The sequence below is a fragment of the Bradyrhizobium sediminis genome, from assembly GCF_018736085.1.
GTDB classification, from domain to species: domain Bacteria; phylum Pseudomonadota; class Alphaproteobacteria; order Rhizobiales; family Xanthobacteraceae; genus Bradyrhizobium; species Bradyrhizobium sediminis.
This window is the reverse complement of record NZ_CP076134.1, coordinates 2,230,756-2,255,906: the sequence shown is the minus strand read 5'-3', so window position 1 is coordinate 2,255,906 and position 25,151 is coordinate 2,230,756. Positions and strand designations below refer to the sequence as shown.

Annotated in this window: 23 protein-coding genes and 1 riboswitch; of the genes, 9 read left to right on the top strand and 14 right to left on the bottom strand. The window is 63.8% G+C overall.

Annotated elements, in window-relative coordinates; translation table 11 throughout:
* Positions 1-15: 15 nt before the first annotated feature.
* From purQ to purC, 3 genes are read right to left on the bottom strand one after another with little or no spacing between them, the layout of a single operon-like run.
* Positions 16-717, bottom strand: a complete 702-nt coding sequence (gene purQ / locus KMZ29_RS10705; RefSeq protein ID WP_215623652.1) for a phosphoribosylformylglycinamidine synthase subunit PurQ — start codon at positions 715-717, stop codon at positions 16-18.
* A 12-nt stretch (positions 718-729) separates the two neighbouring features.
* On the bottom strand, positions 730-969 hold the full coding sequence (purS, locus tag KMZ29_RS10700; protein ID WP_215612509.1) for a phosphoribosylformylglycinamidine synthase subunit PurS: 240 nt from the start codon (positions 967-969) through the stop codon (positions 730-732).
* 9 nt (positions 970-978) lie between these two features.
* The gene (purC, locus tag KMZ29_RS10695; RefSeq protein ID WP_215606004.1) at positions 979-1,746 is read right to left on the bottom strand and encodes a phosphoribosylaminoimidazolesuccinocarboxamide synthase; all 768 of its coding nucleotides are present in this window, start codon (positions 1,744-1,746) and stop codon (positions 979-981) included.
* Between the two features lie 312 nt (positions 1,747-2,058).
* Here purC and KMZ29_RS10690 point away from each other — a divergent pair, with 312 nt between their 5' ends.
* The gene (locus KMZ29_RS10690) at positions 2,059-2,382 is read left to right on the top strand and encodes a DUF1476 domain-containing protein (RefSeq protein WP_215623651.1); all 324 of its coding nucleotides are present in this window, start codon (positions 2,059-2,061) and stop codon (positions 2,380-2,382) included.
* Positions 2,383-2,450: 68 nt separating this feature from the next.
* On the opposite strand, the gene cynS is transcribed toward KMZ29_RS10690, so the two are convergent.
* From cynS to KMZ29_RS10670, 4 genes are all read right to left on the bottom strand, one after another.
* On the bottom strand, positions 2,451-2,939 hold the full coding sequence (cynS, locus tag KMZ29_RS10685; protein WP_215612511.1) for a cyanase: 489 nt from the start codon (positions 2,937-2,939) through the stop codon (positions 2,451-2,453).
* A 67-nt stretch (positions 2,940-3,006) separates the two neighbouring features.
* Positions 3,007-3,945 carry an ABC transporter ATP-binding protein gene (locus KMZ29_RS10680; RefSeq protein WP_215623650.1) on the bottom strand — a complete coding sequence of 313 codons (939 nt, stop codon included), beginning with the start codon at positions 3,943-3,945 and terminating at the stop codon, positions 3,007-3,009.
* A gap of 4 nt (positions 3,946-3,949) precedes the next feature.
* The gene (gene ntrB / locus KMZ29_RS10675; RefSeq protein ID WP_215606000.1) at positions 3,950-4,789 is read right to left on the bottom strand and encodes a nitrate ABC transporter permease; all 840 of its coding nucleotides are present in this window, start codon (positions 4,787-4,789) and stop codon (positions 3,950-3,952) included.
* Between the two features lie 2 nt (positions 4,790-4,791).
* On the bottom strand, positions 4,792-6,177 hold the full coding sequence (locus tag KMZ29_RS10670; RefSeq protein ID WP_215623649.1) for a CmpA/NrtA family ABC transporter substrate-binding protein: 1,386 nt from the start codon (positions 6,175-6,177) through the stop codon (positions 4,792-4,794).
* Between the two features lie 168 nt (positions 6,178-6,345).
* Between KMZ29_RS10670 and KMZ29_RS10665 the strand changes: the two genes are divergently transcribed.
* Entirely contained in the window at positions 6,346-8,277 is a 1,932-nt protein-coding gene (locus KMZ29_RS10665) for a sigma 54-interacting transcriptional regulator (RefSeq protein ID WP_215624222.1), read from the top strand.
* A 105-nt stretch (positions 8,278-8,382) separates the two neighbouring features.
* Here KMZ29_RS10665 and KMZ29_RS10660 read toward each other — a convergent pair whose 3' ends face one another.
* The 4 genes from KMZ29_RS10660 to KMZ29_RS10645 all read right to left on the bottom strand — a co-directional run bounded on the left by KMZ29_RS10660 (position 8,383) and on the right by KMZ29_RS10645 (position 12,579).
* A complete protein-coding gene (locus KMZ29_RS10660) occupies positions 8,383-9,762 on the bottom strand; it encodes a CmpA/NrtA family ABC transporter substrate-binding protein (protein WP_215623648.1) in 1,380 nt (459 codons plus the stop codon).
* A 110-nt stretch (positions 9,763-9,872) separates the two neighbouring features.
* Positions 9,873-10,751 (bottom strand): sulfurtransferase, encoded by an 879-nt coding sequence (locus KMZ29_RS10655; protein ID WP_215623647.1) that lies wholly within the window; start codon positions 10,749-10,751, stop codon positions 9,873-9,875.
* A gap of 111 nt (positions 10,752-10,862) precedes the next feature.
* Positions 10,863-11,987: an acyl-CoA dehydrogenase family protein gene (locus KMZ29_RS10650; protein ID WP_215623646.1), complete on the bottom strand. Its 1,125-nt coding sequence runs from the start codon at positions 11,985-11,987 to the stop codon at positions 10,863-10,865.
* A 49-nt stretch (positions 11,988-12,036) separates the two neighbouring features.
* Positions 12,037-12,579, bottom strand: a complete 543-nt coding sequence (locus KMZ29_RS10645) for an OsmC family protein (protein ID WP_215612519.1) — start codon at positions 12,577-12,579, stop codon at positions 12,037-12,039.
* Positions 12,580-12,812: 233 nt separating this feature from the next.
* Between KMZ29_RS10645 and KMZ29_RS10640 the strand changes: the two genes are divergently transcribed.
* Positions 12,813-13,472: a TetR/AcrR family transcriptional regulator gene (locus KMZ29_RS10640; RefSeq protein WP_215623645.1), complete on the top strand. Its 660-nt coding sequence runs from the start codon at positions 12,813-12,815 to the stop codon at positions 13,470-13,472.
* Positions 13,473-13,571: 99 nt separating this feature from the next.
* On the opposite strand, the gene KMZ29_RS10635 is transcribed toward KMZ29_RS10640, so the two are convergent.
* Entirely contained in the window at positions 13,572-14,774 is a 1,203-nt protein-coding gene (locus KMZ29_RS10635; protein ID WP_215623644.1) for a TrmJ/YjtD family RNA methyltransferase, read from the bottom strand.
* A gap of 275 nt (positions 14,775-15,049) precedes the next feature.
* Here KMZ29_RS10635 and KMZ29_RS10630 point away from each other — a divergent pair, with 275 nt between their 5' ends.
* The 4 genes from KMZ29_RS10630 to KMZ29_RS10615 all read left to right on the top strand — a co-directional run bounded on the left by KMZ29_RS10630 (position 15,050) and on the right by KMZ29_RS10615 (position 19,202).
* Positions 15,050-16,777 carry an alpha/beta hydrolase family protein gene (locus tag KMZ29_RS10630; protein ID WP_215623643.1) on the top strand — a complete coding sequence of 576 codons (1,728 nt, stop codon included), beginning with the start codon at positions 15,050-15,052 and terminating at the stop codon, positions 16,775-16,777.
* Between the two features lie 69 nt (positions 16,778-16,846).
* Positions 16,847-17,464: a hypothetical protein gene (locus tag KMZ29_RS10625; RefSeq protein ID WP_215623642.1), complete on the top strand. Its 618-nt coding sequence runs from the start codon at positions 16,847-16,849 to the stop codon at positions 17,462-17,464.
* 118 nt (positions 17,465-17,582) lie between these two features.
* On the top strand, positions 17,583-18,797 hold the full coding sequence (locus KMZ29_RS10620; protein ID WP_215623641.1) for an NADP-dependent isocitrate dehydrogenase: 1,215 nt from the start codon (positions 17,583-17,585) through the stop codon (positions 18,795-18,797).
* A 120-nt stretch (positions 18,798-18,917) separates the two neighbouring features.
* Positions 18,918-19,202, top strand: a complete 285-nt coding sequence (locus tag KMZ29_RS10615) for a DUF3303 domain-containing protein (RefSeq protein WP_215624221.1) — start codon at positions 18,918-18,920, stop codon at positions 19,200-19,202.
* A 16-nt stretch (positions 19,203-19,218) separates the two neighbouring features.
* On the opposite strand, the gene KMZ29_RS10610 is transcribed toward KMZ29_RS10615, so the two are convergent.
* Positions 19,219-20,454, bottom strand: coding sequence for a cyclic nucleotide-gated ion channel (locus KMZ29_RS10610; RefSeq protein WP_215623640.1), 1,236 nt, complete (start codon positions 20,452-20,454; stop codon positions 19,219-19,221).
* Positions 20,455-20,479: 25 nt separating this feature from the next.
* The gene (gene alaS / locus KMZ29_RS10605; protein ID WP_215623639.1) at positions 20,480-23,161 is read right to left on the bottom strand and encodes an alanine--tRNA ligase; all 2,682 of its coding nucleotides are present in this window, start codon (positions 23,159-23,161) and stop codon (positions 20,480-20,482) included.
* A 193-nt stretch (positions 23,162-23,354) separates the two neighbouring features.
* A riboswitch (glycine riboswitch) is annotated at positions 23,355-23,445 on the top strand.
* 136 nt (positions 23,446-23,581) lie between these two features.
* Between alaS and gcvT the strand changes: the two genes are divergently transcribed.
* Together gcvT and gcvH are read left to right on the top strand one after the other, a co-directional pair.
* On the top strand, positions 23,582-24,730 hold the full coding sequence (gene gcvT / locus KMZ29_RS10600) for a glycine cleavage system aminomethyltransferase GcvT (RefSeq protein WP_215624220.1): 1,149 nt from the start codon (positions 23,582-23,584) through the stop codon (positions 24,728-24,730).
* 32 nt (positions 24,731-24,762) lie between these two features.
* On the top strand, positions 24,763-25,128 hold the full coding sequence (gcvH, locus tag KMZ29_RS10595) for a glycine cleavage system protein GcvH (protein ID WP_215605986.1): 366 nt from the start codon (positions 24,763-24,765) through the stop codon (positions 25,126-25,128).
* Positions 25,129-25,151: the final 23 nt, after the last annotated feature.

The following is a 25,151-nucleotide window of genomic DNA, read 5'->3' as shown; positions in this document are numbered from 1 at the left end:
AAAACGCTATGGCGTTCACGCCGCGCGCTCCAGATGCGCCACCAGCCCTGCGAACAGGCCGCGGCCGTCGGTGCAGCCCATGATGTCTTCGACGTGATTTTCCGGATGCGGCATCATGCCGAGCACATTGCCGCGCTCGTTGACGATGCCGGCGATCGAGTTCGCGGCGCCGTTGATGTTGGATTGCTCGTCGACCACGCCTTCGGCGGAGCAGTAGCGATAGAGCACCCTGCCCTCGCCCTCCAGCCGCTTCAGCGTCTCTTCGTCGGCCTCGTAATTGCCCTCGCCATGGGCGACCGGCACGCGGATGATTTGGCCGGCATTGTAGCCGCGGGTGAACGGCGTGTCGGAGCGCTCGACCCGCAGATGCACGTCATGGCAGATGAATTTCAGCCGCGCATTGCGCATCAGCACGCCGGGCAACAGCCCTGCCTCGCAGAGAATCTGGAAACCGTTGCAGACCCCGAGCACCAAGCCGCCATCGGCAGCGAAAGCACGCACCGCGTTCATCACGGGCGCGCGGGCAGCGATGGCGCCGCAGCGCAGGTAGTCGCCATAAGAAAACCCGCCCGGCACTACGACCAGATCGGTGCCCTTCGGCAGCGCGGTCTCGGCATGCCAGACCATCGCAGCTTCATGGCCCGATACGAGTTTCAGCGCGCGCGCCATGTCGCGCTCGCGATTGATTCCGGGGAAAACGAGAACAGCGGATTTCATCGAGGTATCGGCCTAGAGAAGTTCAACCCGGTAATTCTCGATCACGGTGTTCGCCAGCAGCTTGTCGGCCGCGGCCTTCAGCGCGGCTTCCGCCTTGGCCTTGTCGGAGCCCGACATCTCGATGTCGAATACCTTGCCCTGGCGCACGCTGGCGACGCCGTCGACGCCGAGCGATTTCAGCGCCCCTTCGATGGCCTTGCCCTGCGGATCGAGAATGCCTGATTTCAGTGTAACGGTGACGCGCGCTTTCACTTCCGACCTCTAGCTCTTGACCAGCACCGGACCGGAGCCGACCGGCCGCTCGTTTTCCATCAGGATGCCCAGCCTTTTCGCGACCTCGGTATAGGCCTCCAAAAGGCCGCCGAGATCCCGGCGGAAGCGGTCCTTGTCGAGCTTCTCGTTCGACTTGACGTCCCATAGCCGGCACGAATCGGGCGAGATCTCGTCGGCGACGATGATTCGCATCATGTCGTTCTCGAACAGCCGGCCGCATTCCATCTTGAAATCGACCAGGCGGATGCCGATGCCCAGAAACAGTCCGGTCAGGAAGTCGTTGACGCGGATGGCCAGCGCCATGATGTCGTCGATTTCCTGCGGCGTGGCCCAGCCAAACGCCGTGATGTGCTCTTCCGAGACCATTGGGTCGTTGAGCTGGTCGTTCTTGTAATAGAACTCGATGATCGAGCGCGGCAGCTGGGTACCTTCCTCGATGCCGAGGCGCTGCGACAGCGAGCCCGCCGCCACGTTCCGCACCACCACCTCGAGCGGCACGATCTCGACCTCGCGAATCAGCTGCTCGCGCATGTTGAGCCGGCGGATGAAGTGGGTCGGCACCCCGATGTCGTTGAGGTGCTGAAACAGGTACTCCGAAATCCGGTTGTTGAGGACGCCCTTGCCCTCGATCACCTGGTGTTTCTTGGCATTGAACGCGGTCGCGTCGTCCTTGAAGTGCTGGATCAGGGTTCCCGGCTCCGGGCCTTCGTAGAGGACCTTGGCCTTGCCTTCATAAATGCGGCGTCGACGGCTCATTGGGATGTACCGTGTGTTGTTGAAATCCATGAATTTGGTGTGCTCCGGATGACATAGGGATTGCGACCCACGACGGAGCTGCCGTGAAGGCCAGGAACGGGAAACAGAACAAGAACCGGGCCCAAAGGCAACCTATCCGATTGGCCTATCGAGTACAATCGATCCGGTCCGTTTGGGGCGAGTTTTACCCCTCTCCCTGCGGCTTAAAGCCGGTTGTTTTAACGAATGGCTACCGTTATCTAAGCGCGCGAGCCGGCGACCGCAACGTGGCCGTTTTAACCATTTTTGGCACAGAGATCGGAACCCTGGGGTATGAGCACATTCGACAAGCGTGAGGAAGGTTTCGAGAAGAAGTACGCCCTCGACGAGGAACAGAAGTTCAAGGCCGAGGCCCGCCGCAACCGGCTGCTCGGAATGTGGGTAGCGGAGAAGCTCGGACTGACGAGCGAGGCCGCGACCGCCTATGCCAAGGAAGTCGTGGCCTCCGATTTCGAGGAAGCCGGCGACGCCGACGTGGTCCGCAAGGTGCTGGCCGACCTCACCGCCAAGGGCGTCGCCATCACCGAGCCGCAGCTTCGCGTGAAGATGGACGAGCTGATGGCGCAGGCCATCCAGCAGGTGAAGGCCGGGACGTAAGGCCAAGCGAATAGGGAGTGGCGAATAGCGAATGGGGAAATTTCCATTCGCTACTCGCCATTCGCGTCCTATCCTTCCTTGAACCCGTATTCCGGCACGTTGCCGCTGGCGCCGTAATATTTGTACGGCAGGAACTTGCCGGACATCGTGATCTTGACGCGGTCGCCCTTGGGGTTGGGCAGGCGCTCCATCACCATGTCGAAATCGATCGCCGACATGATGCCGTCGCCATACTCTTCCTCGATCAGCGCCTTCCAGGCCGGGCCGTTGATCATCACCAGCTCATAGAACCGGTAGATCAGGGGATCGGTCGGCGGCATCGGCGTGCCCTCGCCGCGCATCGGCGTCTCGTTCAGCATTGCGACTTCCGATTTCGACAACCCGAACAGCTCGCCGGCATTGGCGGCCTGCGGCTTGGTCAGCTTCATCTGGCCGAGGATGGCGCCGACGATCAGCACTTCGGAATAGCCGCCGATCTTCTCGCAGATGTGCTTCCAGCTCCAGCCCTTCTCGCGCTTGATGTCGAGCAGCTTCTCGGTGAGGTCGGATCGTTTCATTGTGGTCTCCTTATTACGATCGTCATGCCCGGGCTTGTCCCGGGCATCCACGTCCTTGCTAAGTTGATTAGGAAGACGTGGATGGCCGGGACAAGCCCGGCCATGACGTCTGTCGGGACTCGTCGCGCGACGCGTCGGGATCGGACGCGATCATCAGTTCGGGTTTACCGATCCGAACCACCGGCACATTGCGTGGATCGTGACCGGGCACGTCGGCGGCAAAGGTCTTGCTGCGGCTGACCAGGAAATCCACGATGTGATTGCGCAGCGCGTAGTACAGCGGATGCCGGTGCAGGTCGGCGCGGCCGCGATCCTTCGGCAGCGGGTTTTCGACGATCTCGGCCAGCACCGCGCCGGGGCCGTTGGTCATCAGGAAAATCTTGTCGGCGAGATAGATCGCTTCATCGACATCGTGGGTGATCATGAATGCGGTCTGGCCGGTCTCCAGGCAGATGCGGCGCACCTCGTCCTGCAGCGTGCCGCGGGTCAGCGCATCCAGCGCCGAGAACGGCTCGTCCATCAGCATGATCTTCGGCGTGATCGAGAGCGCCCGCGCGATGCCGACGCGCTGCTTCATGCCGCCGGAGAGTTCCGACGGCCGCTTATGCTCGGCGCCGGTGAGACCCACGAGATCGATGAAGGTCTGGGCGTGCGCCTTGACTTTGGCGCGGTCCCAGTCGCGCCATTTCGAGGTTACGGCGTAGGCGACGTTGCCGAGCACGGTACGCCACGGCAACAGCGCGTGGCTCTGGAAGATCACGGCGCGGTCGAGGCTGGTGCCTTCGATCGCCTGGCCGTCGACGATCACGGTGCCCTCGCTCGGCTCGTCGAGCCCGGCGAGAATGTTGAGCACCGTGGTCTTGCCGCAGCCGGAATGACCGATCACGCAGCCGAACTCGCCGCGACCCATCGACAGCCAGAGATTATCGAACACCGCGATTTCGCCGCCGCCCGCGCCGGGATAGCGCTTGGCGATAGCTTCGATGGAGATGAATTTTTCGGTCATCGCATCACTCCGGGAAGGTGACCATGCGCGTGAACCGCGCGAGGATCTGGTCGAGCAGCATGCCGACCACGCCGATCAGGAGGATGGCGATGATGACGTTGGTGATCGAGAGGTTGTTCCACTCGTTCCAGACGAAGTAACCGATGCCGGTACCGCCGACCAGCATTTCGGCAGCGACGATCACCAGCCAGGCGATGCCGATCGAAATCCGCATGCCGGTCAGGATCGTCGGCGCCGCGGCGGGCAGGATCACGGTGAAGGCACGCCTGACGGTGCCGACCTCCAGCGTGCGCGCGACGTTGATCCATTCCTTGCGCACGGCGGCGACGCCGAACGCGGTGTTCAGCAGCATCGGCCACACCGAGCATATGAAAATCACGAAGATGGCCGACAGCCCGGAATCCTTGATGGTGTAGAGCGCCAGCGGCATCCAGGCGAGCGGCGAGATCGGTTTCAGAATCTGGATGAACGGATCGAGCGCCTTGTTGATCAGCGGCGACATCCCGATCAGGAATCCGAGCGGGATGGCGACGATGACCGCGAGCAAATAGCCGAGCCCTACGCGCGCGATCGAATAGCCGAGCTGGATGCCGAGGCCCTTGTCGTTCGGCCCGTTGTCGTAGAACGGCCGCTTGACGTGTTCCCACAGCTTGGCGCCGACGTCGAGCGGGCCCGGCATCGCCGATTTGCCCTGCGTCGCCGTCAGCCCCATCAGCTTGGCGTATTCCGGGCTCATGGTGGCGACGGCGCCGGTGCCGCGCGTGGCGATGTGCCAGATGCCGATGAAGGCCAGGAACAGCGCTATCGACACGATTGCGGCACGAAGCCGGAGCGAGGCCGACATGGTCAGCTGGCCTTCCTGATCTTGAAGCTGTTGAGATATTCCTCGGGCTTTGCCGGATCGAAGGTCTTGCCCATCACCGAGAAGCTCTTGGTGGTAGTGGTCGGCGGCGTCAGCCCGGCCTCTTTCATCAGCCTGGTGGCGTCGGTGGCGAGATAGACTTGGGAAGCGATCCCGGCGTAGTCGATGTCGCCCTTGACCTGACCCCAGCGCTTCATCTGCGTCATGATCCAGATCGCAAACGACTGCCAGGGGAACGGATCGAAATCGACGCGGTTCGGCTGCTTCACGATATTGCCGAGGCCGTCGGCGAAGGTGCCGGTGAGGATCTGCTCGAGCACGATCTGCGGCTGGTTCAGGTAGTTCGCCGGCGCGATGGCTTCGGCGATCTGCTTGCGGTTCTCGGCCTTGTGCGCGAATGCGGTCGCCTCGATGATGGATTTCAGCAGCGCGCCATAGGTGTTCGGCATCGAGGTGATGAATTCCTTCGATGCGGCGAAGGCGCAGCACGGATGGCCTTCCCAGATATCCTTGGTCAGGATGTGGATGAATCCGACGCCGTCATAGACCGCGCGCTGGTTCATCGGATCGGGCCCGAGAAAGCCGTCGATGTTGTCGGCGCGCAGATTGGCGACCATTTCCGGCGGCGGCACCGCGCGGATCTGCACGTCGGCATCCGGGTCGATGCCGTGCTCGGCGAGATAGTAGCGCAGCAGGTAGTTGTGCATCGAATAGTCGAAGGGAACCGCGAACTTGAAACCCTTCCAGTCCTTCGGGTTGCGCTTGTCCTTGTGCTTGACCGCCAGCGTGATCGCCTGGCCGTTGATGTTTTCCACCGCCGGCATGGTGTAGGGCAGCGGGTTGGAGCCGACGCCCATGGTGATGGCGAGCGGCATCGGCGACAGCATGTGGGCCGCGTCGTATTCCTTGTTGATGGTCTTGTCGCGGATCACGGCCCAGCCGGCGGTCTTGATGACTTCGACGTTGAGGCCGTTCTTGGAATAGAACCCCATCGGCGCCGCCATGATGATCGGCGTCGCACAGGTGATCGGAATGAAGCCGACCTTGAGGTCCTTCTTTTCCAGCGGTCCGCCTTGCGCGAAGGCTTCGGTCGCGGTCTTCAGCGGAAAGAATTGCGACAATGCCGCGGCGGCGGTGGCGGCCCCGACCGATTTGAGGAAGGCGCGACGCGCCACATCCTGCGGAAACATCGCGCGCATGATCGCGGAAGCAACCACGCCCTCGTAGCGCTTCTGCTCGCTCTCGACCGACGCCTGGATCTGCAATTGGGCCGCGGCCTGATGCTCGGCTTCGCTGCCATGCTGGCCGCAGCTACAGCCACCGGCGCGAAGTCTGCGGTCGGGATCGAACGGATTGTCGAATGTGGACATGAAGCCCTCCTGCCTAAAGCTGAGGCAGAAGCAGCAAGGAATATGCCACATGCCGATTTCCGCGATTGCCTAATTGGCACAAGCATTTCGCTGGATTATTGGCTATTACGAAAATCCGTGATATACGAAAAATCGTAGGTGAATTACGAATTTTCGGAGTATTTTCGCATGGAGCTGGCGCCGCAACCTTTTGCCGGAGCCGTCCGCGACGCCGATCTGCGCACCCTGGCTTTCGACTATCTGGTCGAACCGACGCTGCTGCTCGATCCGCACGCCGACCAGATCATCGATGCCAATCCGGCCGCCTGCGCCCTGCTCGGCTACGACCGGGCCTTGCTGCGGGAAACCAAGATCAGCGCCCTGCACGCCGGGCAGTTGCCCGCGCTCATCGTGTTCACCCAGGCCGTGCTCGACAAGGGCGCGTACTGGACCAATGCGCTGACGCCGCGCCACGCCACCAGCCAGCCGCTGCGGCTCGAATATATGGGATCGCGGCTGCCGCATGACGGGCGCTCGCTGGTGCTGCTCACCATGAGCGATCTCGACCTGCGCCGCCGCCGATATGTCGATGCCACCGCCGAGGACCACATGCGCAGCGGGCTCGCCGCATGGCAGCGGGTGGAGCGGGTGTTCCAGGATATCGAGCGGGAGAACCAGCTGATCCTGCGCGCGGCCGGCGAAGGCATCTATGGCGTCAATGCCGAGGGCAAGACCACCTTCGTCAATCCCGCCGCGGAGCGGATGCTGGGCTGGGCCGCCGAGGAACTGGTCGGCAAGACGATCCATCCGATCGTCCACCACAGCCACCATGACGGCAGTCATTACCCCGACGAGGATTGCCCGATCTATGCGGCGTTCCGCGACGGCGCCGTGCACAACGTCGACGGCGAGGTGTTCTGGCGCAAGGACGGCTCGCCGGTGTGGGTCGAATATACCTCAACGCCGATCCGCGACCGCAGCATGGTGGTCGGCGCGGTGATCGTGTTTCGCGACGTCAGCCAGCGCCGCGAGGCCGATGAAAAGCTGCACGCCGCGCTCGCCGAAGTCGATCGGCTGCGCGAGCGGCTGGAACTGGAAAACGCCTATCTGCAGGAAGAAATCCGGATCGAGACCAATCCGCGCGGGATCATCGGCCAGAGCGCGGCGATCCAGAAGACGCTGCGCCAGGTCAAGCTCGTCGCCCCGACCGCCGCGGCTGTCATGATCACCGGCGAGTCCGGGACCGGCAAGGAGCTGATCGCGCGCGCCATTCACGAGGCCTCGGGCCGCCGCGACCGGCCGCTGATCCGCGTCAACTGTGCGGCTATTCCGCGCGAACTGTTCGAGAGCGAATTCTTCGGACACGTCAAGGGCGCCTTCACCGGCGCGGTGCGCGACCGCATCGGCCGGTTCGAGCTCGCCGACGGCGGCACGCTGTTTCTCGACGAAGTCGGAGAAATCCCGCTGGAACTGCAAGGCAAGCTGCTGCGCGTGCTGCAGGAGGGCAATTTCGAGCGGGTCGGCGAAGAGCGCACCCGCACCGTGGATGTGCGCGTGATCGCCGCCACCAACCGGAACCTCAAGCAGGAAGTGCAGCGCGGCCGGTTTCGCGAGGATCTCTATTTCCGGCTCAACGTGTTTCCGGTGGAATCCGTGCCGCTGCGCGACCGCCGCGAGGACATTCCGCTGCTCGCCCAGCACTTCCTGACGAGCGAGAGCAAGGAGTTGAAATCCGACCTGCGGCTGTCCGAAGGCGACGCGCGGCGGCTGTCGCGCTACGACTGGCCCGGCAATGTCCGCGAACTGCAGAACGTGATCGAGCGCGCGGCAATCCTTGCGCAAAATGGACGGTTGCGCATCGATCTGCCGGACATGCCGGGACCGCACGCGCCATCCGGTTCCGGCCGGCAACAGGCGGAACCCCCGCCGGCCGTCATGACGTCCGCCGAAATGCGCGACCACGAGCGCGCCAACATCCTGGCCGCCCTCGAGGCCTGCAACGGCAAGGTGTTCGGCGCAGGCGGCGCCGCCGCGATGCTCGACATCAGGCCGACCACGCTGGCATCCCGCATGAAGGCGCTCGGGATCGCGCCTGCCCGTTCGCGGCAGGCAGGTGTTTGAGCCGCGCGCCGTTCATAGCGTTTTCGAGCGAAGTGGGCACCGGTTCGCGTAAAGAAAACGCGTCAAAACAAAAGACTAGCTAGCACACGAGAAATCGCGTGTCCTTTACGACGACTTCCTGATCTTGAAGCTCGCGAGATAATCGTCGGGCTTCGCGGCGTCGAAGGCCTTGCCCATCACCGAGAACGACTTGTACGAACTTGCCGGCGGCGTCAGGCCCATCTCCTTCATGACCTTGGCCGTATCGGTCGCAAGGAAAACCTGCTCCGCCACCGACTTGTAGTCCACGTCGCCCTTGATCTGGCCCCAGCGCTTCATCTGCGTCAGCATCCAGACCGCGAAGGATTGCCAGGGGAACGGATCGAAGTCGACGCGCTTGGGGTCGGTCTTGATGCCGCCGAGTCCGTCGGCATAGGTGCCGGTGAGAACCTGCTCCAGCACGGTGACCGGGGCGTTGATGTAGTTCGCCGGCGCAATGGCTTCGGCAATCTGCTTGCGGTTTTCGGCCTTCGAGGCGTAGGCGGTGGCGTCGACGATCGCCCGCGTCAGCGCCGCGAAGCTGTTTGGCGATTGCGTAATGAACTCGCGGCTCGCCGCGAAGGTGCAGCAGGGATGGCCGTCCCAGATTTCCTTGGACAGGATGTGCAGGAAGCCGACGCCGTCATAGATCGCCCGCTGGCATATGTTGTCGGGCGCAAGGAAGCCGTCGATATTGTCGGCGCGGAGGTTGGCGACCATTTCCGGCGGCGGCACCGAACGCAGCTGCACGTCGGTGTCGGGATCGAGGCCGTGCTCGGCGAGGTAATAGCGCAGCAGGTAATTGTGCATCGAGTAATCGAACGGAATGGCGAATTTCATGCCCTTCCAGTCCTTCGGATTGCGCTTGTCCTTGTGCTTCATGGCGAGCGTGATGCCCTGCCCGTTGATGTTCTCGATCGCCGGCACCGTGAACGGGATCGCATTGGCGCCGAGACCCAGCGAGATCGCGATCGGCATCGGCGCCAGCATGTGCGCGGCGTCGTATTCCTTGTTGATGGTCTTGTCGCGGATCACGGCCCAGCCGGCGGTCTTCACCACCTCGACGTTGAGACCGTATTTCGAATAGAAGCCGAGCGGTGCGGCCATGATGATCGGCGTCGCGCAGGTGATCGGGATGAAGCCGACCTTGAGGTCTTTCTTCTCGGGTGTGCCGGCCTGCGCGAAAACCTCGGTCGCGGCCTGAAGCGGAAAGAATTGCGAGATCGCGGCAAGCGCGGTCGAAGCCCCGACCGATCTCAGGAAAGCCCGCCGCGCGGCGTCCTTGGGAAACATCGCGCGCATCACGGCGGAGGCCACGACGCCCTCGTAGCGCTGTTCCTCCGTCGGCGCCGGCTCGCAGCGCAGCGTCAGCGCATCGTGCTCGGCTGCGGAGCCGTGCTGACCGCAGACGCAGCCCGACCGTGACAGCTTGCGATCGGCATCGAACGGATCATCGAAGGTGGACATGCCCATTCCTTTTTGTGGGTACCGGGATAATCAAACAGCTAGCGCCGCCCTGGGCGCATTCATCGCCCGGCCGCTTGCGCGCGGCCGGGCGATGCGAAGACTTGCAGGTTCTATGCCGCCTTTTCCGTCAGCCTGACTTCAGTCGGCAGGCCTTCCTCGATCGGGAGCGCCGGATCGCGCGACCATTCGTTCCACGACCCGAAATACATCCGCACGTCCTTCACCCCGGCATTCTTCAGCGCGAGGAAGGTGTTGGAGGCACGCGCGCCCTTGAAGCAATAGAGGTAGACCGGGGTATTCTGGGTGATGCCGACGGTGGCGCATTCGGCCAGGATCTCGTCCTTGGACTTAAAGCGCGGGCCCTCGGCGGTCGGCTTCATCATGCGATACCATTCGAGCCAGACGGCGCCGGGAATGCGTCCCTTGCGCGGGCAGAAATCCTTGCCATAGGGCGAGGAGCTGTCGCCGATCCATTCATCGACATCGCGCACATCGAGCAGGGCGATGCCGGGCTTGCCGACCGCGGCCAGCATCGTCTTGGCGTCGATCAGGATGTCGCCGGCTTCCGGCACGACGCTGAATGAAGCCGGCTTCGGCGCCGGAACTTCCGTCGTGACCGGCATCCCCTTGGCAGCCCAGGCGTCGAACCCGCCATGCAGCACCTTGACCTTGGGATAGCCGAGCATGGTCAGCAGGAAATAGCCGCGGCAGGACTGGCCGAAGCCGGAATTCATCGACTGTTCGTAGATGACGGCGGTTTCCTTGCCGGAAAGCCCGGCCTTGCCGAAGGCGTCGGCGAACTTCGTCTTCAATTCACTCATGCCCTCGGGCGTGGAGGTGGCAAGGTAGGTGAAGATCTCATGCACATTGACGGCATTGGGGATGTGTCCCGCGCCGTAGGCTTCCGGATTGCGCGTGTCGATGATCACGCACGGCTCCCTGGTGGCGAGATCGGCGAGTTCGCCGGCAGAAATCAGAACGTCCGTCATGTCAGGCCTCTCCTGTTTTCGTCGTTGAAAGTTAGGGTCGATCCGATGTCTCTAAGAATCTGTCTGCACACCTCTCTTGCAACACTCTCCTGCAAAGCTTGCCTGCAAGACTCAGGCCTCTGCCATCATCTTGCGCAGCTGCTTGGTGGCCGGCGTTACGATGGCGACGAAATAGGCTTCGCGCAGCCTGCGCTGGGCGCGATGGCTCTTCAGGTAACCCCGCGCGCCGCAGTGAAGCATCGCCGCATGCGCGGCGGCGACGCTCGCATCGCCCGCCCTCAGGCGCAGCGCCACGACGCGGCGCCAATAGCTGTCGTCGGCGTTGTAGGGATCGCGCGCCAGTTGCATGGTTTCCAATTCAAGCTCGGTCAGCAGCTCCTGGAAATTGACCGGTTGCTGCGGCAGGAAGCGATTGACGTGGCCAAGCGGTGCTGCGACTTCGTTCATGATGGCAATGCAATCCCGGATCAGGCCGGTCGCCATGCCCGCTTGCAGCAGGATGAAGCCGGCGCGGATCTTCTTCACGAACGGACCGGCGGGTGCGGCAAGGATCAAATCGTCGGACACGAAGGCATCACGAAACTGCACGCCATAGGTGCCGGTGCCGTCCATCGCAAGAAACGGCTTGCACGGCGTCAACGTGACCGCGGGATCGGAGCAGTCGGCGAGAAACATCACGATCTCGCCGGGCTGATCCTCGATCTCGAAGATCGTGCCGAAGAGATGATCGGGTCCGAGATTGGACACCCAGGGCAGCGCGCCACGCACGACATAGCCGCCGTCGACTTTGCGTCCCTTCAATTTCAGCTTCTCGATTCCGTAGAAGGTCTTCATCGGATTGGATAGGCCGGTGCCGCCGAGAATTTTGCCCGACGAAACGCCGTCGGCGAGCCGCGCGACCAGCGCGGGATTGCCGGAATTGGTCACATACCAGGCCAGCGTGTTTTGGCACCACGCCATGAAGGCGGTGGCGCCGCACACCTCGCCGAGCGCCGAGATCGATTGAATGGCGCAGCATAGATCGGCCGCGCCACCCTTCGGGCGGTGACTGCCCCAGGCCCCGGCGTCGCCGAGACGCCGGAGCAGTTCGGCCGGGTAGACCGTACCCTCGTCGATCGCAGAGGCGAGCGGCGCGAGGTCCTTGCGTGCAATCGAAGCAACCGCTTCGACGACCGATGCCGGCGAAGGGTCGCCGACTTCGTCGACCGGCAAACGTGATACAGCCACTGGACTCATCGGAATCTCCGCACCGGTTTTCTGGGAAGCGATTGCACGCTGGTTGCCTCTACGCGCTGACTTCGAGATTGACCGGCCGGGTGAAGGTGTTGGCGACCGGCGACCATTTCTTGACGTGTGTAACCAGCGCGTCGATCTCGGCTTGCGAAACGCCCTCGCAGACCATGTCGACCTTGACCCGCACGTCGGTGAAGCCGACCGGCTTCTCGCTGACGTCGCCGGTGCCCCACACCGCGGTGATGTTGAGGTCGCCCTCGAGCTGCAGTTCGAGCTTGTTGACGATCCAGCCGCGATGCACCGCGTTGGCGTGCAGGCCGACCGCGAGGCAGGAACCGAGCGCCGCCAATGAAGCCTCCGACGGATTCGGCGCGGTGTCGTCGCCGAGCAGGCCCGGCGGTTCGTCGACGATGTAGGGCGGCAGGTTGCGGATGTAATTGGCGTGACGGAACTTGCCTTCGGCCACGGTCTTGCATTTCAAGGTCTTGATGACCTTCGGGTTGGCTTTGCTGGTGACGATGAGCTGTTCCAGCCCGTCCTTGTCGATCGGGGCAAGGCAGCCCGTCAGTACTGTTTTTTGAGCGACCGCGGTCATTGGTTTTCTCCCTAGAGGGTCAGGATACCGAACGGTCTGTTTCCTGCACGAAGCGTGCCACACGGCGCATCGAGCCAAAATCCGAATTCCTGAAACCGCTTAAGCCGCACGGCCTCGAAAACCGATCGGTAGCCTTCTGCTCAAATCGGATGCAATTGCTGCCTCGTCGCGGATATTTTGAGCAGCACGAGATGCGGCTTGATGATCGCGCCGCATTTCGATTAACTGAGCGCATGCGCAAACCTGCTTCGAAGAAGCGTTCGACCGCGGCAAGTCTCGCAGCCGGCGACGACGAGTCGGCGCGCGGACGCCTGCTCAGCGCCGCGACGCGGCTGTTCTGCAAGAACGGCATCAACGCCACCGGCATCGACGCCATCATCAACGAGGCCGGCACCGCAAAGACCACGCTCTACAAGCTGTTCGGTTCGAAGACCAATCTGGTGCACGCCGTGCTGGAGACCGAAGGCAAGCAGTGGCGCGAATGGTTCATCGGCGCGATGGAAGCTGGCGGCGGCGACCCGCAGACCAAGCTTTCGCGAATGTTTCCGGCGCTGAAGGACTGGTTCGGCGAGGAACGCTTCTACGGCTGCCCCTTCATCAATGCGGTCGGCGAGCACGACAAGGACCAGAAGCAGTTTCGCGCCATCGCGATGCGCCACAAGAAGGTGGTGCTGGCGCATCTGGAGAAACTCGCGGCCGAGATGGGCGCGGCGGAGCCGAAAGTGCTCGCCCATCAGCTCGCGCTGCTGATCGACGGCGCCATCGTCGCCGCGATGGTGTCGCGCAATCCCGGCGTCGCCGACACCGCCGCCCTTGCCGCCGGTTCGCTGTTCGGGCCTTCGAAGGTGAAGAAGCCGAAACGCGAGGCAACGGCGCAGCTGATGGCGGTGTGAGCGAAGGCTCCGCCCTGCCGTCATTGCGAGGAGCGAAGCGACGAAGCAATCCATACGGTGCCGATGGATTGCTTCGCTTCGCTCGCAATGACGACAACCCTACCGCGCTTCCGCCACGCTCGACTCCAGCCGGCCGAGTTGCGCGGCCAGATCGCCCTCGATCTCGGCGGCGGCCATGTTCACGACCCGGTAGCCGCGCGCCTCCAGCCATTGCTGCCGCATCGCGCGGTCCTTGGCGATCACCTCGGTCTCGTCGGGGTTGACCAGTTCGATCGCGATCCGGTGCACGAAGGAGACGAAATCCGGAATGTGCCGGCCGACCGGAGTCTGGCGCTTGAACTGGCCGGCGAAGCGGCGGTCGGTGGTCAAGGCCTGCCACAAAATGCGCTCGGCGTCGGTCGGGTTTCGCCGCAGCAGCCGCGCCAGCCCCCTCACCGTGCCGCTCTCCGAGGGCAGCGCGCCCTGCCCGTGCTCGGCGAGCAGCGCGCGCAATCGCGTCGCCTGTTCGCCGTCGAGCACGCCGCCCTTGGCGGGACCTTTCCGCCCCTCGGCGATCGCCATCACCACGCCGTGCAGCGTGTGCATGTCCTGCTTGGTCGGGTCCATGCGGGTGAAGATGTTGCGCAGGTTGACCAGCATGGTCTCGCGCTTCTCGGCCGGGCGCAGGAACTCGACCTTGTCGAGTTCGCGCACCAGATTGTCGAAGAACGCCTGCATCTGGTGCTGCGAGGCGGGCTCGGAGCGCTCGGGCATCGCGAACGGCAGCGTGCCTGCGGTCGAAAGTTTGAACCATTCGTAGCCGATCAGCAGCACCGCCTGCGCCAGGTTGAGCGAGGCGAAGCCCGGGTTGACCGGAAAGGTGATGATGCGGTTGGCGAGCGCGACCTCCTCGTTCTGCAACCCGTAGCGCTCGCGGCCGAACAGGATGCCGACCGTGCCGCCGCCGGCAATGCCGCCCACGATCTCCCGCGCGGCGGCTTCCGGCGCCACCACCGGCTTGGCCTGGTCATGGGCGCGGGCGGTGGTGGCGAACAACAGTGTGCAGTCGGCAACCGCCTGCTCGACGGTGTCGTAAAGTTCGACATGGTCCAGGATATGGTCGGCGCCGGAGGCGGCGCGGCGGGCGTGAACGTTCGGCCAGCCGTCGCGCGGATTGACGATTCTCAAGCGCGTCAGCCCGAAATTACCCATCGCGCGCGCGGCCATGCCGATGTTTTCGCCGAGCTGCGGCTCGACTAGGATCACAACAGGACCCGCAAGGTCATGGCCGGTTTTAGTCTTGTCGGTGCCCGAACCGGACATCTCACTTCACTTTCTGATTCTACATCTGAAGGTTTTGGACGAGGTTCCGGGGAACCTCACCCAAGACCTCACGATCAATCGTACTGGATTGCCTGACGGGCAGGATTTCTCAAGTCAAATAACAGGGTTAGCGGCGTTATCTAACTCTCGGCCAAAACCTCAGGTAGCATCGGCATCGCCGCATCTTGCGCGCGTTCCGGTTTCGGATAGGCTATCAATCACAATCGAAACGAACCGCAAAGCCGTCGAACGGCCAGGGCACAAGGGAGGCTCCAATGCGCAGCAGATGGTCGCTGGCGATTGCCGGCGTGGTGCTGATTCTGGCCGGCGGCTTGCTCGCGCACTTCACCCAGACATCAGGCGGAATCAAGATCCAGGACGTCCGCTTCAAGGGCGCCAAGGGCAACACCATGAGCGCCCTGCTCTACATCCCGCCCAATGCAACCGCGCAGACCCCCGCCCCCGGCATCCTCGCGGTCCACGGCTACATCAATTCGCGCGAGACCCAGGACGGCTTTGCCATCGAGTTCGCCCGCCGCGGTTATGTCGTGCTCGCGCTCGACCAGACCGGCCACGGCTACAGCGATCCGCCGGCTTTCGCCAACGGCTTCGGCGGGCCGGACGGACTCGCGCACCTGCGCAGCCTCGACATCGTCGACAAGAACAATATCGGGCTCGAGGGCCATTCGATGGGCGGCTGGACCGTGCTGGCTGCCGCCACCGCAATGCCCAACGACTACAAGTCGATGGTGCTGGAGGGCTCCTCCACCGGCAAGCCGTTCGCCGCCGAGGGCACCGCGAACTGGCCGCGCAATGCCGCGCTGGTGTTCGCCCGATACGAGGAGTTCTCCAATTTGATGTGGGGCGTCGAACTCGCCCGCGACGTCACCAGGAGCCCTAAACTCTGGGCGCTGTTCGGTACCCAAGGGCCGGTCGAACCCGGCAAGGTCTATGGCGACATCGCGCAAGGCACCGCGCGGGTGCTCTACACGCCCGCGATCACCCATCCGGCCGAGCATATTTCGCACGAGGCGATCGGCTACAGCCTCGACTGGTTCGCCAAGACATTGCAGGGCGGCACGCCGAAGCCGGCCGACGACCAGATCTGGTTCCGCAAGGAGATCGGCACCCTGATCGCGTTTCTGGGTTTTGTCGCGCTCGTGATCGGCGCCTTCGACGGCCTGCTGGAAGCCAAGATGTTTTCCCGCCTGAGATTGCCCGAGATCGCCGACGGCACCATGCCGGCGCATGCTGCCGCTTCCGGCCGCCGCTGGACCATGGCGTTCATCCTGTCCGCCTTCATTCCGGCCTTGACCTATTATCCGGCGTTCGCGCTGGGCGGCACCTTCGTCAAACCGTCGGCCTGGCTGCCGCAGGGCATCACCAACCAGATCCTGGTCTGGGCCGTCATCAACGCGCTGATCGCGCTGGCGCTGATGCCGTTCGCGCCGAAGCGCGCCAGCCGCGGCGGCATTGTCCTGCAGTCGGTGGTGATCGCGGTCCTGACCATCATCGCCGGCTATGCCGCGCTGTGGCTGGCCGATCTCCTCTTCAAGATCGACTTCCGGTTCTGGATCGTCACCTTGAAGCTGATGAGCGCCAAGCAGTTTCTGATCTTCCTGATCTATCTGGTTCCGTTCACGGCGTTTTTCGTGATCGCTCTGCACGTGCTGCACCGGAATTTCTCGACCATGGCTTTGGGCCGCGGCGCGCTCTACCTCACCAATATTCTCGCGCTCACGCTCGGCTTCATCGTGCTCCTGGCCCTGCAATACGGCCTGCTCTGGCTCGGCGGAAAACTGTTCAACCCGCTGCCCGATCCCGGCTTCGTGCCGCTCTCCACCATCGTCGCCATCCAGTTCGTGCCGCTCTTGGCGATCGCAGCCGTGATCGCGACATTCACCTGGCGGCGCACTGGCTCGAGCCTGCCCGGCGCCCTGATCTGCGGCATGTTCGTTACCTGGTACGTGGTGGCGGGAACGGCGACGCAGACGGCTTTCTGATCGCCCTGATACTGGGCGTGAGGCAGCCCTCGCCGCGAACCGCATCTCCTCTCGCTGCGACAAAGCATCATGTCTTCGCAGCAACAGCGCTATCCACATACACCCTCGCCTTCGCGTGCGTCCCTTACGGGCCGTCGGAGGGCGGGACAGCTGGCGCCGACCGACACCGGGAAGGCGCTGCAGGCCGCGCGCGCCTGCCCCGATGCGTGGTATCGCGTCCAGGCTCTCGCCTCGGTTGCGGAGCACGCGGACCAGCGCCTGGTCTTGTCGATTCTGGAAGAAGCCGCGCGTGAAGCGCAATCATGTCCAGACGCCTATGGCACGGTGGCCGTGATGGCGTGGCCGCTTCGCGTGGCATTCAAGCAGGGACATCTCAACTTCGCCGAGCGCGAACTCAAAAAGTGCCTTGCGCTGGCATCAGGGATCGAGCCCCGCGCGTCCCAGGCCTATGCGCTTGAGATTCTTTGGAGCGCCTGCTTCGCGGCGGCCCCCAGCAATGCCAAACCGGTCTGGGACAGAATTCTGGAGCTTTGCCACCCGGACCACAACTGGCGTGCCGCCCGGCTCTATCTGCACATCGCGGAAATTCAGAACGGACGGAATCCCAGTGGCGCTGCCGCGGTGATCCGCGCCATGCCGCCTGGCGAGGCGCGAAGCTGGCTGGAACGGCGTTTCGGCCTCACCTGAAAACCAGCCGGATCTGTGCTGCCATTCGCCTTCCAGCCCGCGTTTCCGGGTGCTATAGCGACCCAGCTACCTTCCCACCCCATCCGAAACGCGCTGTTCCGAAAAGGCCCGACCTGCCATGGCAAAAATCAAGGTGACCAACCCCGTCGTCGAACTCGATGGCGACGAGATGACCCGGATCATCTGGCAATACATCAAGGACAAGCTGATCAACCCGTTCCTCGATATCAACCTGATGTATTTCGACCTCGGGATGGAACACCGCGACAAGACCAACGACCAGGTCACCGTGGACGCCGCCAACGCCATCAAGAAGGTCGGCGTCGGCGTCAAATGCGCCACCATCACCCCCGACGAAGCCCGGGTGAAGGAATTCGGTCTGAAGGAAATGTGGAAGTCGCCGAACGGCACCATCCGCAACATCCTCGGCGGCGTGGTGTTCCGCGAACCCATCATCTGCAAGAACGTGCCGCGGCTGGTGCCGGGCTGGACCAAGCCCATCATCATCGGCCGCCACGCCTTCGGCGACCAGTACAAAGCCACCGACTTCAAGTTCCCGGGCAAGGGCGTGCTGACGATGAAATTCGTCGGTGAGGACGGCAAGGTGATCGAACGTGAGGTTTACCAGGCCCCCGGCGCCGGCGTCGCGCTCGCCATGTACAACCTCGACGATTCCATCGCCGATTTCGCCCGCGCCTCGCTGAACCAGGGCCTGTCCAAGGGCTATTCGGTCTATCTCTCGACCAAGAACACCATCCTCAAGGTCTACGACGGGCGCTTCAAGGACATCTTCCAGGAGATCTACGACAACGAGTTCAAGGCCAAGTTCGAGGCGAAGAAGATCACCTACGAACATCGCCTGATCGACGACATGGTCGCCGCCGCGATGAAGTGGTCGGGCGGTTACGTCTGGGCCTGCAAGAACTACGACGGCGACGTGCAGTCCGACACCATCGCGCAGGGCTATGGCTCGCTCGGCCTGATGACCTCGGTGCTGATGACGCCGGACGGCAACACGGTCGAGGCCGAAGCCGCCCACGGCACGGTGACGCGGCACTACCGCGAGCACCAGAAGGGCAAGGAAACCTCGACCAACTCCATCGCCTCGATCTTCGCCTGGACCCGCGGCCTGTCGCATCGCGCCAAGCTCGACAACAATGTGGAACTGGAAAAATTTGCGCTGACGCTGGAAAAGGTCTGCGTCGATACCGTCGAAGCCGGTTTCATGACCAAGGACCTCGCGCTTCTGGTCGGCGCCGATCAGCGCTGGCTGTCGACCACGGGCTTCCTCGACAAGGTCGCCGAAAACCTGACCAAGGCGATGGCCGCCTGAGCCGGCGACGACTTTAGGCCTATCAACGTCATTGCGAGCGAAGCGAAGCAATCCATAGTCTTACCGCCGGATTGCTTCGTCGCTACGCTCCTCGCAATGACGAGCAAAGGTGAGGTTTCCGTGCTGTTCATGGTGATCGAGCGCTTCAAAGACCGCGACCCGATTCCGGTCTACCGGCGCGTTCGCGATCCCGGCATCAAATTCCCGGAAGGGCTGACCTATGTCGGCAGCTGGATCGAACCCAATTTCGACCGCTGTTTCCAGCTGATGGAATGCGACGATGCGCGGCTGCTGCAGGAATGGATCCTCAGCAATCGCGACCTCGGCATGACCTTCGAGATCGTACCGGTCGTGCCGAGCAAGGAAACGCGGGAAGTGGTCGCACCGTTTCTGGACAGGAAATAGTCCGGCGTTTCGCCGACTACACGACGACGCCGCCTTCATCGTCATCATCCGTCTGCGCGGCCTGAGTAAGTTCGTCGGCGGCAATGTCGCCCTTCTGCGCCACCGCCGTTTCGGCGAGGCGCGCCTTGACGACTTCCTGGACGTGGGCGGCGAGCTTCGGCGCCCGCGCGATCAGGGCATGGAAGTCCTGCGCGTCCAGCGCCAGCAGGTTCGATTTGCGCAGCGCGGTGACGGTGCCGCTGCGCTGGGTCCGCTGCAGGAGCGCGATCTCGCCGAAGAAACTGCCGTCGGCGAGCCGTATCTTCTGCGCCGGCAGCTCGATCTCGACCTCGCCGGCGGCAATGAAATACATCGACGAAGCCGGCTCACCGCGCCGCACCAGGATCTCGCCGGTCTCGATGGTCTGGGTGCGCAACAGCCGCATGATATCGGCGATCTCGACGGCGCGCAGATGTGCAAACAGCGGCACCCGGGCCAGCATGCCCCAGGTCACGATGAAGTCGTGACGGCGGACTTCGTTGGCGAAGGCGCCGGAAATGATCGCGACCGGCAGCGCGATCATCACAAATCCGCCGACGATGGCGAAACTGGCCACAGCCTTGCCCATTGGCGTTACCGGAATAACGTCACCATAGCCGACCGTGCCGAGCGTCACGATCGCCCACCACATCGCCTGCGGAATGGTGCCGAACTTGTCGGGTTGGACCTCATGCTCGATCGCGTACAGCAGTGTCGCGAAGGTGAGCACCGCGCCGACCAGGATCACCAGACACCCGAACAATGTGCGCCGCTCGGCATGCACCGCCGCAAGCAAGGAGCGCATCGCCGTCGAATAGCGGACCAGCTTGAAGAACGGCAGCATGCCGAACAACACCAGCATCGGACGCTCGCCGCTGAATAGCGCCATGCCGGACGGCAGCACCGACAACAGATCGATGATGCCGAGGCTGGAGGTCGCGTAGTGAAAGCGGGCTTGCCACGGGCTCATCTCCCGATACGGCGCATGTCCGGCAACGCACCAGAGCCGCGCGGCATATTCGAGGGCAAAGACCGCGAGCGACCCCGCCTCGATCGCGCTGAGCAGCCAGCCGAACCGCGCATCGATCTCCGGTACCGACGCCAGCACCATCGCCGACACATTGACGACGACGATCCCGATGATCACATGCGCGAGCCGCGCGCTCGGCGTGTAGGGAATGTTGTCGTGCTCGAGCAGATCATAAACCCGGCGGCGCAGATCGTAACCTTGCATCGCGCTCTCCCCCGGGTGGATGGGCTCAGGCACTGCCCATCGCTTTTTCGATGGCCGATAGTGCGGCACCCGCCTTGGCGCCATCGGGACCGCCGGCCTGCGCCATGTCGGGCCGGCCGCCGCCGCCCTTGCCGCCGAGCGCCTCGGAGGCAATCTTGACGAGATCGACCGCGTTGAAGCGCGAGGTGAGATCGCTGGTGACGCCGACCACGACGCCGGCCTTGCCGTCGCCGGTGACGCCGACGATGGCGACCACGCCGGAGCCAAGCTGCTTCTTGCCGTCGTCGGCGAGGCTCTTGAGATCCTTCATCTCGATGCCTTCGACCGCGCGCGCCATCAGCTTGACGTTGCCGATCTCGCGGACACCCGCGGCAGCCGCCGCTCCGTTGGAACCGGAAGCGCCGCCGCCCATTGCGAGCTTCTTGCGCGCATCCGACAGGTCGCGCTCCAGCTTCTTGCGCTCTTCCATCAAGGCCGCGATGCGCGCCGGCATCTCGTCGATCGAAGTGCGCAGTTCGCCGGCAGCCGATTTCGCCAGCGCAATGCTGTCATTGGCGTGCTTGCGCGCATGGCGTCCGGTCAGCGCCTCGATGCGGCGGACGCCGGAGGCAACCGCGCTTTCGCCGGTCACCGAAATCAGGCCGATATCGCCGGTGCGCCTGACATGGGTGCCGCCGCACAATTCCACCGACCAGCCGAGCGCGTTGCTGCCGTGCTCGCGGGCCTGCCGGCCCATCGAGACCACGCGCACCTCGTCGCCGTATTTCTCGCCGAACAGCGCGCGCGCGCCGGCGTCGCGGGCGTCATCCACCGCCATCAGCCGGGTGACGACCTCTTCATTCTCCAGCACCACCTCGTTGGCGATGTCCTCGATGCGGACGAGTTCGTCCTGGGTGATCGGCTTCGGATGCACGAAGTCGAAACGCAGGCGATCCGGCGCCACCAGCGAGCCGCGCTGGGCGATGTGGTCGCCGAGCACCTGGCGCAGCGCTTCGTGCAACAGATGCGTCGCGGAGTGATGGGCGCGGATCGACGAGCGCCTGATGTGATCGACTTCGAGCGCCAGCGCTGTCCCCGGCTTCAGGGTGCCCTGCTCGACCTGGCCCAGATGCACGAAGAGATCGCCAGCCTTCTTCTGGGTATCGGTGACGCGGAAGCGCACGCCCTCGCCGGTCATGACCCCGGTATCGCCGACCTGGCCGCCGGACTCCGCATAGAACGGCGTCTGGTTCAGGACGACGGCGCCGCTCTCGCCCGCCTTCAGGCTCTCAACGTCGTTACCGTCCTTCACCAGCGCCGCGACCACGCCTTCGGCGGTCTCGGTCTCGTAGCCCAAAAACTCCGTGGCGCCGAGCTTCTCGCGCAGCGGAAACCAGACGTTCTCGCTGGCGGTATCGCCGCTACCCGCCCATGCCGCGCGCGCCTTCGCCCGCTGCCGGTCCATCGCGTCGGTGAAGGAGGCGAGGTCGACCGAGATGCCGCGGTGGCGCAGCGCGTCCTGGGTGAGGTCGAGCGGGAAGCCATAGGTGTCGTACAGCGTGAACGCGGTATCGCCGTCGAACATGTCGCCCTTCTTCAGGCTCTCGCTCTTCTCCTCCAGGATAGTCAGGCCGCGTTCCAGCGTCTTGCGGAACCGGGTCTCTTCCAGCCGCAGGGTTTCCTCGATCAGGTTTTCGGCGCGCACCAGTTCGGGATAGGCCTGGCCCATCTCGCGCACCAGGGCCCAGACCAGCCGATGCATCAGCGGGTCCTTGGCGCCGAGCAACTGCGCGTGGCGCATGGCGCGGCGCATGATCCGGCGCAGCACGTAGCCGCGGCCCTCGTTCGAGGGCAGCACGCCGTCGGCAATCAAGAACGACGACGCGCGCAGATGGTCGGCGATCACGCGCAACGAGGCCTTCTGCTCGCCCTTCGGATCGGCGCCGGTCAGTTCCGCGATGGCGCGGATCAGCGCGACGAACAGGTCGATGTCGTAATTGTCATGCTGGCCCTGCAACACGGCGGCGACGCGTTCCAGCCCCGCGCCGGTGTCGATCGATGGCTTCGGCAGCAGATTGCGCACGCCACCTTCGAGCTGCTCGTATTGCATGAACACGAGATTCCAGATCTCGATGAAGCGGTCGCCGTCCTGCTCGGCCGAGCCCGGAGGGCCGCCCCAGATCTTGTCGCCGTGGTCGTAGAAGATTTCCGAGCACGGCCCGCACGGACCGGTATCGCCCATCTGCCAGAAATTGTCCGAGCCCGCGATGCGAATGATGCGGGACTCCGGCAGGCCGGCGATCTTCTTCCAGAGATTGAAGGCCTCGTCGTCGTCGACATAGACGGTCGCCGTCAGCTTGTCCTTCGGCAGGCCGAATTCCTTGGTGACGAGATTCCAGGCGAGCTCAATGGCGCGATCCTTGAAATAGTCGCCGAAGGAGAAGTTGCCGAGCATCTCGAAGAAGGTGTGATGCCGGGCGGTGTAGCCGACATTGTCCAGATCGTTGTGCTTGCCGCCGGCGCGCACGCATTTCTGTGAGGTGGTGGCGCGCTGATACGGCCGCTTTTCGACGCCGGTGAAGACGTTCTTGAATTGCACCATGCCGGCATTGGTGAACATCAGCGTCGGGTCGTTACGCGGCACCAGCGGCGACGACGGCACGATCTCGTGGCCGTTGTCGGCAAAGAATTTCAGAAAAGTCGACCTGATCTCGTTAACGCCGCTCATGTCCGTCCAATCGCAATATCGCCCGGGATTGGCCCATTTCTCCCGGCGCAACGCTTTTAGACGCGGGGGATGGCGGTGTCCAGAAAGTGTGCAGGAGATCAGGGGCTTGCCGCACCAGCACAGGAACCGTTGATAGATGCTGCGGCTGCGTTGACAGCCTTGGCGCGGCTGTGTTTTCCTCCTATCTGTTCAAGACAGTCACGTCGGGAGAGATCGGCTTAGACGCCGGCGCCGAAGGAGCAACCGCCCCGGAAACTCTCAGGCAAACGGACCGCGTGACTTGCTAGCATCTGGAAAGAGACGCCACCGGGCCGGTTCCGGGAGGCGTCCGCCGACGGGATAATACTCTCAGGCACAGCGACAGATGGGGCTTCGACAGGTTTTCGAGGAATTGTCCTCGAGAACCGCGAGGGCCCCATGATGCTTGCGCGCGAAGCCGAGACGCCACTGAAAACCACTCCCCTGCATGCGCTGCATGCCGCCTGCGGCGGCAAAATGGTGCCGTTCGCGGGCTACGACATGCCCGTGCAGTTCGCCGCCGGCGTGCTCAGGGAACACCTACATACCCGCAAGTCTGCCGGCCTGTTCGACGTCTCGCATATGGGCCAGATCGCGCTGCGGGCGAAATCCGGCCGGGTCGAGGATGCGGCCAGGGCGCTGGAGCGGCTGGTGCCGCAGGATATCGTCGCGGTTGCGCCGGGCCGCCAGCGCTACGCGCAGTTCACCAATGAAGCGGGCGGCATCCTCGACGACCTGATGGTGGCGAATTTCGGCAGCCACCTGTTCCTGGTGGTCAACGCCGCCTGCAAGGCCGAGGACGAGGCGCATCTGCGCGCGCAGCTTTCGGACGACTGCATCATCGAACCGCTCGGCGATCGCGCGCTGATCGCGCTGCAGGGTCCGAAGGCCGAATCGGCCCTGGCCAAATTGTGCCCGGACGTAACGGCGATGCGGTTCATGGACGCCGGACCGCGGCGCGTCGACAACATCGACTGCTTCGTCTCGCGCTCGGGCTACACCGGCGAGGACGGTTTCGAGATTTCGGTTCCGGCCGAGCGGGCGGAAGCCCTGGCCAAGGCACTGCTGGCAGACAGCGACGTGCTGCCGATCGGCCTCGGCGCCCGCGACAGCCTGCGGCTGGAGGCCGGGCTTTGCCTCTACGGCCACGACATCGACACCACGACCACGCCGGTCGAGGGCGCGCTGGAATGGTCAATCCAGAAGAGCCGCCGCCATGGCGGCACGCGCGCCGGCGGCTTTCCGGGCGCGGACAAAATTCTGGCGCAGCTCGAACAAGGCGCCCCGCGCCGCCGGGTCGGGTTGAGGCCGGAGGGCCGCGCGCCGGTGCGTGAAGGCGCGCTTTTATTCGCCAGTGAGGCGTCCTCCGAACCGATCGGCGCGGTCACCTCGGGCGGCTTCGGCCCCAGCCTCAATGCGCCGGTCGCGATGGGCTACCTGCCGTCGTCGCAGGCGGCCACGGGCACGCTGGTGTTCGCCGAGTTGCGCGGCGCCCGGCTGCCGCTGCGGGTCGCCGCCATGCCCTTCGTTCCCAACACTTACAAGCGCTGAATCTGCAAACGCTGAACGCTGAAGGAATTGCCATGACGACCTTGTACACCGCCGACCACGAATGGCTCCGCATCGAGGGCGATGTCGCCACCGTCGGCGTCACCGATTATGCGCAGTCGCAGCTCGGCGACGTCGTGTTCGTCGAACTGCCGAAGATCGGCCGCAGCCTGAAAAAGGCGGAAGCCGCCGCCGTGGTCGAATCGGTGAAGGCCGCCTCCGACGTCTACGCGCCGATTTCCGGCGAAGTGCTCGAGGTCAACGACGCGCTCGCGGCCGAACCGGCGCTGGTCAATTCCGACGCCGCCGGCAAGGCGTGGTTTTTCAAAGTGAAGATATCGGACAAGAGCGAACTCGGCGGCCTGATGGATGAGGCCGCCTACAAGGCACACACGGCGTGACTGAATGAAGCGATTTGCAGCCA